We start from the raw sequence: 13,385 nt of genomic DNA, 5'->3' as shown, positions 1-13,385 counted from the left end.
GTCCGCAAAATAGCCATTCAAAAAAAGTAGTGCCTTTTCTACATGTTAAATTATCTTTGAGCTAGTTGGCACTTAACAAACTTTAACCCATGAGTCCTACCCAATACACCATGATCGGATTGATGTCTGGTACTTCCGGAGATGGATTAGACATAGCTTATTGCAGCTACGAACTTCAAGATCAGTGGTCTTATGAGATTTTAGATGCAGTAACTGCTCCTTTTCCAGAAGAATTAGGGTCAAAACTTATGAATTGCCACAAGCTCTCCGCTTTGGAGTTGGCAATTCTTGATGTGGATTTTGGAAAGTGGATGGGAAAAAAAGTAAGGCAATATTGTAGCGAAAAGCAAATCAAACCTATGGCTGTTTGCTCTCACGGACATACCGTATTCCACCAGCCAGCTCGGCAGTTGAGCCTTCAGATCGGAAATGGCTGGGCCCTTCATCAAGCTTCAGGCGAGAAAGTAATAAATGATTTCCGGATGCATGACGTACAGCTTGGCGGGCAAGGAGCGCCCTTGGTTCCCATCGGAGACCGTTTGCTTTTCTCCGCAATTGATTTTTGTATCAACCTGGGAGGCATAGCAAATATTAGCATGGATTCCTCAGGAAAGCGGATCGCTTTTGATATCTGTCCGTTTAATCTGTTGCTGAATTCCGAGGCAAAAAAATTAGGTGCTGAGTATGATAAAGGCGGTGCGTGGGCAAAGGAGGGTAGGTTACATACACCCCTATATGAGGCTTTAAATGCACTTTTTTATTATTCCAAATCAGGGGTAAAGTCTTTGGGTAGAGAGGATCTGGAAAATGATTTCATCCCACTTATAAATTCTAGCGGCCTTTCAGAAAAAGAGATTCTCAGAACTCTTGTGGAGCATTTTGCTTTTCAAATCGCCAACGTTATCAAGCATCATCAAAGCAATGATCAGCCTTCTGTTCTGATTACAGGAGGAGGTGCATACAATTCATTTTTTATAGAATGTCTGGCCAAACAGCTTGATAATAAATGGGTTCATACCTTTGCTGCGCAGGAACTTATAGAATTTAAGGAAGCATTGATTTTTGGATTTCTTGGAGTGCTGCGTCTTCGCAATGAAAATAACTGCTTGGCTTCTGTCACAGGAGCAAGAATTGACTCATGTGGAGGAGTAATTTATGGTTAACCGCCCGTCAGACTTCATGTGCCAACACTGGTTTATTTTTCTATTTTTGCCCTATTATAAACCCAAATTACATGCAGGAATTACTTAAAAAATTTGAAAACAAGCAGCCAGAAATCACTTTTGAATGGAGCGACAGCGAATCAGAAGCAGAAGGTTGGGTGGTGATAAATTCTCTTCGGGGCGGAGCTGCCGGCGGTGGTACTCGAATGAGAAAAGGGCTAGATAAGCGCGAAGTAGAATCCCTTGCCAAAACTATGGAGGTGAAATTTACTGTCTCTGGTCCCGCTATCGGTGGTGCAAAATCAGGAATCAATTTCGATCCAAATGATCCCCGCAAAGATGAAGTTCTCCGGCGCTGGTACAAAGCTGTCATCCCTTTGTTAAAAAGTTATTACGGTACAGGTGGCGATCTGAATGTAGACGAAATCCATGAGGTAATTCCAATCACGGAATCCTATGGATTATGGCACCCACAGGAAGGTGTAGTAAACGGTCACTATCATGCTACAGAACCTGAGAAAATCAGAAAAATCGGCCAATTGAGACAGGGGGTTTCCAAAGTTCTCGAAGATCCTGATTTTACTCCCAATGGACCAAAGAAATATACCGTAGCAGATATGATTACGGGTTTTGGCGTGGCCGAAGCTGTACGACACTATTACACCATTTGGGGAGGAAGTATTAAAGGAAAGAGAGCGGTCATCCAAGGATGGGGAAATGTGGGAGCAGCTGCTGCCTGCTTCTTAGCTGTGGAAGGCGTGAAAATAGTAGGAATTATAGATCGAGACGGAGGCGTTATCAACGAAAACGGATACTCACTAGATGAGGTGCGCGAGCTCTTCCTTAATAGAAAGGGGAATAAACTTGTAGCAGAAAATCAACTGACGTTTGAAGAGATCAATGAAAAAATTTGGGATCTGGAAAGTGAAATTTTCATTCCGGCAGCATCCTCCAGACTGATCACCCAAGACCAAGCAGAGCGAATGGTCAATGCAGGTTTGGAAGTTATTTCCTGTGGAGCCAATGTGCCCTTTGCTGACCCAGAGATTTTCTTCGGTCCTATTGGTGTGTGGACTGATCAGCGTGTTTCTGTCATTCCAGATTTCATAGCAAATTGTGGGATGGCTCGTGTGTTTGCATACTTGATGACTGATAATGCAGAAGTCACCGATAAGGCTATATTTACAGATGTCAGCAAGACCATAGAAAAGGCGCTTTTGAAGGTAAATTCGAAAAATCCTGAAAAAGTTAAACTAGCGGAAAGCTCCTTTAGCATAGCTTTAGCACAACTCGTGTAAAATCATGCTTTCTCTTTGCCCTGATGGAGTTAATTTTTGATTAATTCCGTCAGGATGGAATGTTTTGATTGTGCTGTATCAGCCAAAATCTGTAGTTTAGCAGAAGCCACAGCAGTACAACAACAATTAATTAATTGCTTAAATTAACCGAAAAGAACCCCCAGTATACCCTGTTAGCCTAATGAAGAATTTTATCTTTAGTTTCTCCATACTTTTCGGTTTATTAATTTTTGGTGGGATAGGCACGCAATATTCCTATGCTCAAAGCGCTGATAATGAGGAAGTATTCTTAGCTCAAGTTGATCATGTAGATGCTGATCAAGTCGGAACACATGAAGATTTGGTGGAAGAAGCAGTGGAGGAGGCACATCATACAGCACCTATTTGGCTTGTCATTCCTTTTGTAGCTCTACTACTCATGATTGCCACAGGACCGTTGTTCTATGAGCATTTTTGGCACCACAATTATCCTAAAATTGCTATCGGATTCGCGTTGTTAGTCGTTTTCTACTATTTATTTATCCTAGGAAATGTCCATGCTCCCGTCCATGCGCTGGCCGAATATATTCAGTTTATAGCGCTGCTGGCATCTTTATATATCGCTTCGGGAGGCATATTGATAGAGATAGATAAGAAAGCTACGCCATTTGCAAACGTAACCTTGCTAGTCATTGGTGCGCTGATTTCTAATCTGATCGGAACTACCGGAGCTTCTATGCTTTTGATCAGACCATTCATCAGACTGAACAAAGGTAATATCCAGGCATATCACATCATATTCTTCATCTTTATGGTGAGTAATGTAGGTGGTTCACTCACTCCAATCGGCGATCCACCGCTATTTTTGGGTTTCCTGAAAGGCATACCATTCTTCTGGACACTAGAACATAACTGGCCTGCATGGATATTTACTTTAGTGATGTTGGCTGTGGTGTTTTATTTTATTGATAAAAAAATTGGAAGAGCCAACGATGATAATGAACTGGAAGAAACTGTTTATACCAACAAATTTTCTTTAGTAGGAATTAAGAATTTTGGATGGTTATTTATTATCATTTGTTCAGTATTCCTTGATCCAAATGTAATAGAAGGCGTTCCGGCTATCGTCTATGACGGGCAGAAATTCTCTTATATCAGAGAAATTATCATGCTTACAGTAGCCTTCCTTTCCTATCGGTTTGCTGACCAGCGAGCTATTAAAGGCAATGAATTCAACTTTGAGCCTATTCGGGAAGTAGCTTTTATATTTATAGGAATCTTCGGCACTATGATGCCTGCATTGGAACTTGTAGGTGCTTTTGCCAAATCTCCTGATGGCGCTGCTATGATTACCCATAATACGCTGTATTGGGGAACTGGAATTTTATCAGGATTTCTAGACAATGCACCAACCTACTTGAACTTCTTAGCCGCTGCTATGGCTTCCAAAGGCGCATCTATCAATAATATTGAAGAGGTTAGGCAATTTGCGGCTGACGGATACCATGATTCAGCATTTGAGTTAATGGCGATTGCAATTGCATCAGTATTCTTTGGAGCAATGACGTATATTGGTAATGGGCCAAATTTCATGGTGAAGTCTATCGCTGAGCAAAATGGCATCAAAATGCCTTCCTTCTTCGGTTACATTATCCGGTTCTCATTGCCTATCTTACTGCCACTTCTTTTCTTGGTATGGCTGGTATTTTTCGCTTTCGTATAAATTACACTTCACTAAACCGGAAACAGGATTCTAAATGGTCATTGAAAAGACCTGTTGCCTGCATGTGTGCATAGACCGTGGTGCTTCCTAGAAATTTGAAACCTCTTTTCTTTAGGTCTTTGGCTAGCAAATCGGATTCCTTGGTAGTGGCTTGAGCTTCACTCATAGAGGATAGACGATTTTGAATCGGCTTTCCTCCAACAAATCCCCAGATGTAATTAGAAAAAGAACCAAACTCTTTCTGGACTTCCATGAAGCGTTTTGCATTGTTTATTGCCGCCCGGATTTTTAACACATTTCTAATAATACTGGGGTCTTGCAGCAATTCCTGCACATAACTTTCTGGAAACTCTGCTACAACTTCGTAATCAAAGTCTGCAAAAGCTTTACGATAACCTTCCCTTTTTTTCAAAATCGTAGCCCAACTCAATCCTGCCTGAGCAGATTCTAAAATCAAAAACTCAAAATGCACCCGATCATCCCAAACCGGAACTCCCCACTCTGTGTCATGATAGGCTATATATTCTTCAAAACCCAGACACCAGGGACAGCGGGTTTTTTGATCAGAAACTTGAAAAGTATTTTTCATATGTGATAATTTAGGAGAATAAAACTAAACAAGAATTGGGATTAGGAACTAGAGTGCCTTACTTTTTGACTTCAATTGACAGAATAAAATGATTGCCACCTCCACTCTAGAAATCAGTGCCAAAGCCTACCGACAAAATATTAGATACATACGCTCCGAAATCGGCCCGAAGCCTACCATTTCTGCAGTAGTCAAAGGAAATGCTTATGGCCATGGAATCGCCCAAATGGTCGAAATAATTGAGAAAGCCGGGATACGCCATTTCTGCACCTTCAGTTCGGACGAAGCGTGGGAAGTTTTAGAGCATTCTAAAAGAGGATCCGAAATCATGATCTTGGGTATGCTGCACCTTGAAGAGATCCCAGAACTGATCAGAAAAGGAATCAGCTTTTATGTTTTTGATTTCGAAAGACTACAACGAGCAATCGATGTATCTAAAGAAATTGGCATTCACGCTAAAGTCCATATTGAAATCGAAACGGGCTTTCACCGAACTGGTTTTGATTGGAACCAACGCGAAAAGCTTGCAGAAATACTCCTTGAGAACCAGGATCAAATTACCATTGAGGGACTTTGCACCCACTACGCCGGAGCAGAATCCGTGAGCAACTTTGTGCGAGTGAAAAATCAAATTGCTCGATATCATGAGTTTAAAGACTTTTTCAATTCTAAAAGAATAGCGTTCAAAATCTATCATACAGCATGTTCTGCAGCGACACTTATTTTCCCAGAAACAATCATGGATATGGTAAGAATAGGTATAGCGGGCTATGGCTTTTGGCCCACAAAAGAAACGTTTTTTGCGAAGCTAAATTCCCTTCCGAAAGGAAATAAAAATCCTTTACGCCGGCTCATCACTTGGAAAAGCACCATCATGAGTTTGAAAGCAGTCAAAACCGGGGAATTTGTAGGCTATGGCAATAGCTACATGGCGCTAGAGAATATTCGTTTGGCCATCGTACCTGTGGGGTATGGACACGGCTATAGTCGAATGCTGAGTAATCAGGGGATGGTTCTGATCAGCGGGCAACATTGTCAAGTGGTGGGTACTGTCACCATGAATGCGATTGCTGTAAATGTGAGCAAAATCAAAGACCTCAAAATAGGGGATGAGGTGATATTGATTGGAAAGCAAGGCGGTAAAGAAATTACTGTGGCGTCTTTTTCTGAATCAACTCAGCAAGTCAACTACGAGATGCTCACCAGATTGCCGAAAGATATTCCAAGGATAATTATCCCTTAATAAAAAATTACGGTCTTGTTATTGATAGGCATCACCTTTCGATCTAGATGGTATTTGATGGCTTTTGAAAGAGTCACTTTTTCCACGTCCTGACCGATTTGCACCAATTCAGCGACAGTATTATGGTGTCTCACCCGGGCTACTTCCTGCTCGATGATCGGCCCGGCGTCTAGCTCCTCTGTGACATAATGTGCCGTGGCTCCGATGATTTTCACCCCACGCTCATAGGCAGCGTGGTATGGCTTTGCTCCTACGAATGCAGGCAAAAAAGAGTGGTGAATATTGATGATCCGATTTGGGAAATGCTGAATAAACTCCGCAGACAAGATCTGCATGTATCTCCCCAGCACCACGAAGTCAATTTGGTTTGACTTCATCAATTCTAATTGATTGGCTTCGGCGGCAGCTTTGGTCTCAGACGTAATGGGAATGTGGTGAAACGGAATTCCGAATGCCTCTACGACTTGCTTTAAATTAGGATGATTAGATACAACCAAAGGAATATCTACCTCGAGCTGCCCAGCATAGTGCCTCCCCAAAATATCAAATAGACAATGCGAAAGCTTGCTGACGAAAATCGCCATTCTTGGCTTAGGAAAGTTGAAATGAAGTTTGAAATCCATATTAAACTGCTCCGCAACTTCAGACTTGAAACGCTGAGAAATCTCCTCTTTACCTAAAGAAAACGTATCCAATTCCCAGGCAGCTCGCATAAAAAACATCCCCATTTCCTCATCCACATGCTGATCCACTTCTAGGATATTTCCTTCATAAGAATAAAGAAAACGGGAAACCTCTGCTACTATTCCCTTTTGGTCGGGACACTGGATTATTAGGATGGCTTTTTTCATAACTATTTCTTACGAATTCCAGATCTCCCAGGCAGCCTCTGCCTGAAGAATTAACATTTCATGTCCGTTCTTGGCTTTTCCTCCTTTATCCAAACAAGCTTGCATCAACGCTGTCACTGGTGGATTATACACTAAATCATACACAAAATGATACGATGTCAACTGCTCTAAAGGTATAGCTGGAATCCCATCAATTTTTGGAAAGGTACCAAGAGGCGTGGTATTTACTATCAAATGATGCGTTTTCATGATCTCTGGGTCTGAATCTAAATCCTCGTAGGTAATCTGACCTTCATCTTCTGTGCGGGAAACATTCAAAAAGTCAATCTCCAGATCATTCAATGCTTGCTTAACTGCCTTAGAAGCCCCGCCAGTTCCCAAAATCAATGCCTTTGGTTTTACTGACCCCAACCAAGGAGAAAGGGAGTTTTTGAATCCTATGTAATCTGTATTATAACCTGTGCGGATTCCGTCTTTGATATGAATGCAGTTGACCGCTCCGATTTCTTCACAGGCTTCCTCCAAATCATCGACCCAAGCAATCACATCTTCCTTGTGCGGAATCGTGACATTAATACCTTCGATCTCCGGATCATCATTCAGGATTTCATCTAGCTCAAAAGCGTTGGGAATATCGTACAATTCGTATTCGCAATCTTCAATTCCTTCCTTTTCAAATTTCTCAGTGAAATATTTCTTCGAAAAAGAATGTGTCAATGGATGCCCTATCAAACCGAATTTCCTCATGATTTCTTTAAATATGCTGCAAGGCGATCAATTCCATAAACTAAAATGATCCCAAATAGAAAGGCAGTTAGCGCCAAGACTAATTTTGGCTCAAAACCAGTTTGTTCTAAATACTCACCTGGAAATATATTTTTAGTCAAAAAAGGTTTTTCTTCTCCACTGGAAGAAGTACGGTAGGCCGTGACGATTTTCCATGGCCAAAGTTTATTGATCGAACCCAGCATAAAGCCGGAAAGCAATGCGATCGTAATAGAATAAAAATATTTCAGAAACCAAGAAATCACTCTGCTAAATGATAATAGTCCTACTATACAGCCAAGCGCAAAAACGCCAAGTGTAGCAAAATTACGCTCTGATACCGCATTAAGAATAGGCTCGTATTTCCCAAGAATCAACAAAAGAAAACTTCCACTAATACCAGGCAGAATCATGGCACAAATCGCAATCGCACCGGCTACAAAAGTAAACCAAAGTGCATCTGGGCTACTTGTAGGTGGCAAATCCGTGATGAAATAGGCTGAAACCGTCCCGATGATTAATGCGATGATTACTCCTATGGTCCACTTTTTAATATCCTGTAAAATCAGAAATGCACTCACTAAAATCAACCCGCAGAAAAACGACCAGAGCGGAATGGGATGCTCAGCCATCAAATAGGTGATTAGCTTAGAAAGTGAGAAAATACTCGTCATGATCCCAAGCAGTAGACTTAGTAAAAAAGCACCGTTTACCGCTTGAAAAAATTTATTGAACTCAAACTTGAGCAACAACTTCAGACTATCGCCATTGAAAGAATTTATACTATTGAGTAGCTCTTCGTAAATTCCGGTGATCAGGGCGATAGAACCACCAGATACGCCGGGCACTATGTCTGCTGCCCCCATTCCCATTCCCTTCAGGTAGGTGAGTAGGTATTTTCTGATTGAATCCATGGTCAAAAATAAAGGCTGATCGGAAAATTCCAATCAGCCTGTAATGAGTTGAGTTGTATTACAATTTGATTTCTCCCAAAAAGTGATCGAAGGTATCACCTCTTAAGCCGAGCCTAATAGTTTCCAAAGGAATAACTTCGGATGGACTAATATTACCTAAGTTCACATTAGCACCGATCAGTTTGATAAACCAAACCTGCTGAGATTTTATTGGAGCTTCCCAGATGATTCTTTCCTCAGGAATTTGGGTTAGAATTTCTTCCACAAGACCCTGTCTTACTTCACCAGAATCCCTGAACAGACCTACATTTCCACCTTCTCTAGCCTCTCCGATTACTTTCCAAGCACCTGCATCCAACTCTGTCTGCATCTGCTCAATCCACTTGTATGGAGGGATAATCTTCGCTGCATCCTTAGATCCCACTTCTGAAAGTACGGTTACTTGTTTGGCTAGCGTAGTGATGTACTCACACTTCTTGTCATGATTTAGAGAAATAGAACCATCCGACACCTCAGCGAAAGAAAGATCATATTTATCCAATACTTTTCTATAATCGTCGAATTGACCTCTTACGATAAAAGCTTCGAAAAGTGTACCTCCCAAGTAAACTGGAATTCCAGCTTCTTTATAAATGGCAAGTTTTTCGTTGAGGTTTTTAGTGACATATGACGTAGCCCAGCCAAGTTTTACTATATCTACAAAATCAGAACAGCTTTCTACAAAATCTTCTGTGGCACGTAGGCTTAAGCCTTTGTCCATGGCCATGGTAAATCCTTTGGTTCGTGGCTTTTCAGTCCGAACGGGGATATTATTCAGCTCATAATTCATTAGCGAGGTTTTAATGTTAAGACTCGAGGTTTTCCTCTCGATATTGGGCAATAATCTTGTATAAGGCCTTCTGCTGTTTAAGCTCTGGCATCAGATCATACATGATCATATGCTTTTCGAAGTCCAAAGTTAACCCATTTTCCAAAAATGAAAACGCCTCTTTGTAATTGCCCATTTTGATTAGGTATACAACTAAGCGATAATATAGCTCAGCCTCCTCAGGCATTTCCTCTATTCCTTCTTTTGTCACATCAATAGCTTCTTCAAAGCGGTTCTGCTCAAAGTATATAAGTGCCAGATTCACATAGGTTTCCAGAATGCCTGGTTCCAAATTGATCGCTTCTTCATAAGCTTCGGCACTGGCTTGCATATTTCCCAAGTTAAATTCAGCATCTCCAAGTCCAACCCAATAATTTGAATTTTCTTTTGTGAGATTTAAAGCTTTTTTGAAATAATGTATGGCTTCAAAGAATTTTTCCTTCTTAAGCATACACATTCCGAGTCCAAACCAAGCGTCATCATATTCCTCATCAAACTTGGCCGACTTCTTAAAATATTTAAAAGCCTCATCGATTTTGTCAAGCTTCTCATAAGCGGCTCCCATGTAGCAGCAATTTTCAGCATTTGCACCTTCACAATTGATCGTGTTCTGGTAAGCTTCCAAGGCAAGCTCATACTGCTGCGTATTCATCAGCGCATTTCCAAGATTGAAATAAGCGGAAGCAAAGGAATCGTCAATTATTATGGCATAATCGTATGCTTTGATCGCCTCCTCAAACCTGCCCAATCTGTTATAGACTACTCCTAAATTATACCAAGCACCAGCGCTATAGGGGTCCTGATCGATGAACTCTTGATAAAACTCCAGGATTTCATCAAAAGAGCCTTCTTCTTCAGTGATCATCGCCAACTGAAACAAGGCGTCTTCGTGATTGATACGGTTTTTTACAGCCTCTTTGAAATAAAAGCTCGCCTTTTCATTATTATTTTGGACGCGATAAAGGTTTCCCAATGAATAAAATACCTCTGCTTTGTCTTCTGCCAATGGCAAGTAATTCTCCAACAGTTCTATGCCTTCTTTCGGAGTTCCGCTAAGTATATATGCGTTTGCCAATGCAAGGATGATCTCTTCATTGTTCGGAGAAATGTTATTGATGTTCTCCAGAATCTCTTGTCCCTCTTCCAATTCATCATTGAAAATCAAACACTGAGCTTTCAAGAGCTTAATTTCCACAGAGAATGGGAATCTTTCCAAGGAAAATTCGGCTGCGCGCAAAGCTTTTAGGAATTTCTGTTGATCAAAGTAAAATCGGATGATATCCTCCAATTCTTCCTCTTCAAAATAAAGGTCCAGATTGGATTGTAGGGAATTTTCAAATCGCTCTACCAGCTTCTTGTCATTTTCCCAATCGTGATCGTGATCTCCGGTCATTAGGATGCGTTATGGTTTATTTAAGTTACCAATAAATTTGGTCTCTCAAAATCTCGATTTGTTAAATTTCATTTTAGTTCTGAACAGAAATAGTACCAACTCTGCTTCAGGCTTTGCGTACCAACGATCAGGATTAAAAATAAGTTTACTTTGACCACTCAAAGGTGTCCTCTAGGCTATGATAGGGCGTCCCTATAACCTTGTTCACTTTGCTATTGTCGAAAAAAACTTTTTGCTGTGAAATCATTGCTGTCTTCTTGTTCAGAGGGCTTTTGCTCAAACCCAGCTTTCTAAAAATCGTGTTAAAAAACACAGCTACTTTTAACATCGTTGGGCTTACTGCTGTACTAGGTGCTTTTTTGCCAAAAGCCAAGGCCATTTTTTCGAAGAATTCTTTATATGAAATGCTTTCTTTGTTTAGAATAAATCGCTCTCCCCAAACTTCTTTGTCTACCAATGCTCTCACTTGATGGGCAGCGTCTCGCACATCGATGTAATTCAAATCTCCTTTAGGATAATAAGAGTTTTCATCAATCACATAATGGTAGATATCTGTGGAGGATCTATCATCGCTGATTTTTCCGAGTAGTATTGAAGGATTTACAACTATCAGATCAATCCCTTCCTGCTCTCCTCGCCAAGCTTCTAATTCTGCCAAATATTTAGAGACACCATAATCTGTGTTGAGGGGAGTCTCCACCCACTTAAAATTCTCATCAAGTTGCATCAATTCAGGACTTCTGCCTATAGCAGCGACAGAACTGACATGTACCAGTTTTTTCACTCCTGTATTCAGCATGGCATTGACTACATTGGTGGTGCCAGACATATTAATTCGATAAAGGCTATCTTTTTCGCCTGCGTCGAAAGAAACTTTTCCAGCAGCGTGAATAACCAAGTCAATCCCTGCCATTGCTTCTTCGAGAGATTCAATGTCAGAAAGCTTTCCTTCATGCCAAGTAATGGGAAACAGTACACCATCAAGAAGCCTGGTAGAAGAGCTTGCTCTACGAAAACCGTGTATTTCTCCCAGCGTTGCAAATTCCTTTGCCAAATAGCTGCCAAACAACCCTGTAATACCTGTGATGAGAATTTTCATTGACTTTTATGCAAATCAAAGAGAGGAATTGAGCAAGTCTAATTGCTTTAATTTTTGATACAATTTTGACTTTGGAAGGGTCTCCATCATATCCAAATAGCGCTGATTGTGACAGTCAGTCCCAAGAAACTTAACCAGTCCAGTCTCAACCAGCATTTCACCAAAATCCTTTACCGGCTTGGAATAAAACCCAGTCAGAGACAATATGTTTACTTGAAAAAGGATTTGTCTATCGGTAAGATCTTGTAGCAGTCCTTTATCTGCAATCAGGTATTGATATCGCTCAGGATGGGCTAGAATAGGTTTATAACCTGCCATTTCGAGTTGAAAAATAATTTCCAGTAGCATTTGAGGCCTATTTATAAAGCCTGTTTCTACCAAAATATAGTTATTTCCAAATGTCAGAACGTCCTCACCATTTTTGATTTTCTCCAAGAAAATCTCATCCATGTAATATTCAGCTGCAGCTTCTATTTCGATAGAAATCCCCTCTTTATTAACTGCTTTACGCAAATCCTCCAGTCCCATAGTGATGATCTCCGGGGTATTGCGATAATACTCGGACATAATGTGTGGAGTAGTGATGATTTTGCGCAATCCATAATCTGCAAGTCGCTTTATCAAATGCAGAGATTCCTCCATAGTTTTAGATCCGTCGTCGATTCCTGGTATCAAATGTGAGTGCATATCCACCTGTAACCAACTAAGGTCAAGGTCTTCAATCACCTCCGGCTTTCTTTTAAATAGATCTAAAAACCCCATTACAGTCCTCCTTCACTAATTTTAAATTCTTCTAACGTTGGCCAAACAGCATCTTTATCCGAAGTGATTGGGACGTTCACTTGCCAGTCAATAGCTAAAGCAGGGTCATTCCAGAGAATTCCTCCCTCGCTTGCTTTATGATAATAATTAGAGCATTTGTAGGCGAATATCGCATCTTCCAAAACTGAAAATCCATGCGCAAAACCTGCCGGAACATACATGAGGTTATTCCTTCCTGCATCAAGAATAGCTGAGTATTTCTCACCAAATGTTGATGAGTCTCTTCTCAAATCTACGATCACGTCTAGGACCTTTCCCTGGATTACTCGTACTAATTTTGCTTGAGCAAATTCCCCTTTCTGGAAATGCAACCCACGGACTGTTCCTTTTTGGGAAAAGCTCTGATTATCTTGCACCCATTCATGATTTACCCCTTCGGATTGTAGCCAATCTGCTCGATAAGATTCAAAGAAATAGCCTCTTTGATCTTCAAAAACTCTAGGAAATATCTCTAACACACCTGCTACAGGTGCTTTTTTTATTTGGGCCATTGGGCAACTGTTGATACTGGCATTCAATGGTAAAATAACCAAGAGACAAAACACTATCCTAATCAATTCTAAGGAAATATGTGGAACTTTGTTGTATCCGATGCTACAAATCGAAAAAAACAGCTCCTCAACTGGTCGTTTTTATGATAATTAGGAAACTAAATTCAAGTTTTCCGCATTGTTTTGA

Annotated in this window: 13 protein-coding genes; 4 read left to right on the top strand and 9 right to left on the bottom strand. The window is 40.7% G+C overall.

Annotated elements, in window-relative coordinates:
- Positions 1 to 89 precede the first annotated feature (89 nt).
- The 3 genes from LV83_RS00380 to LV83_RS00370 all read left to right on the top strand — a co-directional run bounded on the left by LV83_RS00380 (position 90) and on the right by LV83_RS00370 (position 4,163).
- The gene (locus LV83_RS00380) at positions 90 to 1,163 is read left to right on the top strand and encodes an anhydro-N-acetylmuramic acid kinase (protein WP_111609544.1); all 1,074 of its coding nucleotides are present in this window, start codon (positions 90 to 92) and stop codon (positions 1,161 to 1,163) included.
- A 71-nt stretch (positions 1,164 to 1,234) separates the two neighbouring features.
- Complete coding sequence (locus LV83_RS00375) at positions 1,235 to 2,461, top strand: Glu/Leu/Phe/Val dehydrogenase dimerization domain-containing protein (protein ID WP_111609543.1); 1,227 nt, start codon at positions 1,235 to 1,237, stop codon at positions 2,459 to 2,461.
- Positions 2,462 to 2,642: 181 nt separating this feature from the next.
- The gene (locus LV83_RS00370) at positions 2,643 to 4,163 is read left to right on the top strand and encodes a sodium:proton antiporter (RefSeq protein ID WP_111609542.1); all 1,521 of its coding nucleotides are present in this window, start codon (positions 2,643 to 2,645) and stop codon (positions 4,161 to 4,163) included.
- Position 4,164: 1 nt separating this feature from the next.
- On the opposite strand, the gene LV83_RS00365 is transcribed toward LV83_RS00370, so the two are convergent.
- A complete protein-coding gene (locus LV83_RS00365; RefSeq protein WP_111609541.1) occupies positions 4,165 to 4,752 on the bottom strand; it encodes a DNA-3-methyladenine glycosylase I in 588 nt (195 codons plus the stop codon).
- 88 nt (positions 4,753 to 4,840) lie between these two features.
- On the opposite strand from LV83_RS00365, the gene alr reads away from it, so the two are divergent.
- Positions 4,841 to 5,995, top strand: a complete 1,155-nt coding sequence (alr, locus tag LV83_RS00360; RefSeq protein WP_111609540.1) for an alanine racemase — start codon at positions 4,841 to 4,843, stop codon at positions 5,993 to 5,995.
- Here alr and purU read toward each other — a convergent pair.
- From purU to rfbC, 8 genes are all read right to left on the bottom strand, one after another.
- Positions 5,992 to 6,846, bottom strand: a complete 855-nt coding sequence (gene purU, locus LV83_RS00355) for a formyltetrahydrofolate deformylase (protein ID WP_111609539.1) — start codon at positions 6,844 to 6,846, stop codon at positions 5,992 to 5,994. The genes alr and purU overlap by 4 nt on opposite strands.
- Before the next feature lie 9 nt (positions 6,847 to 6,855).
- On the bottom strand, positions 6,856 to 7,593 hold the full coding sequence (locus LV83_RS00350) for a shikimate dehydrogenase family protein (protein ID WP_111609538.1): 738 nt from the start codon (positions 7,591 to 7,593) through the stop codon (positions 6,856 to 6,858).
- A complete protein-coding gene (locus LV83_RS00345; RefSeq protein ID WP_111609537.1) occupies positions 7,590 to 8,525 on the bottom strand; it encodes a DUF368 domain-containing protein in 936 nt (311 codons plus the stop codon). The genes LV83_RS00350 and LV83_RS00345 overlap by 4 nt, the downstream gene beginning before the upstream one ends.
- Positions 8,526 to 8,583: 58 nt before the next feature.
- Positions 8,584 to 9,354, bottom strand: a complete 771-nt coding sequence (locus tag LV83_RS00340) for a phosphosulfolactate synthase (protein ID WP_091696563.1) — start codon at positions 9,352 to 9,354, stop codon at positions 8,584 to 8,586.
- 16 nt (positions 9,355 to 9,370) lie between these two features.
- On the bottom strand, positions 9,371 to 10,786 hold the full coding sequence (locus LV83_RS00335) for a tetratricopeptide repeat protein (RefSeq protein ID WP_111609536.1): 1,416 nt from the start codon (positions 10,784 to 10,786) through the stop codon (positions 9,371 to 9,373).
- A gap of 145 nt (positions 10,787 to 10,931) precedes the next feature.
- Positions 10,932 to 11,885: an NAD-dependent epimerase/dehydratase family protein gene (locus tag LV83_RS00330; RefSeq protein ID WP_111609535.1), complete on the bottom strand. Its 954-nt coding sequence runs from the start codon at positions 11,883 to 11,885 to the stop codon at positions 10,932 to 10,934.
- Between the two features lie 15 nt (positions 11,886 to 11,900).
- Complete coding sequence (locus tag LV83_RS00325) at positions 11,901 to 12,647, bottom strand: tyrosine-protein phosphatase (RefSeq protein ID WP_111609534.1); 747 nt, start codon at positions 12,645 to 12,647, stop codon at positions 11,901 to 11,903.
- Positions 12,647 to 13,198: a dTDP-4-dehydrorhamnose 3,5-epimerase gene (gene rfbC, locus LV83_RS00320; RefSeq protein WP_111609533.1), complete on the bottom strand. Its 552-nt coding sequence runs from the start codon at positions 13,196 to 13,198 to the stop codon at positions 12,647 to 12,649. Before rfbC ends, LV83_RS00325 begins: the two co-directional genes overlap by 1 nt.
- Positions 13,199 to 13,385 lie beyond the last annotated feature (187 nt).

This window comes from Algoriphagus yeomjeoni (assembly GCF_003259505.1).
Lineage (GTDB): Bacteria > Bacteroidota > Bacteroidia > Cytophagales > Cyclobacteriaceae > Algoriphagus > Algoriphagus yeomjeoni.
This window is presented reverse-complemented; position numbering and strand designations above follow the sequence as displayed.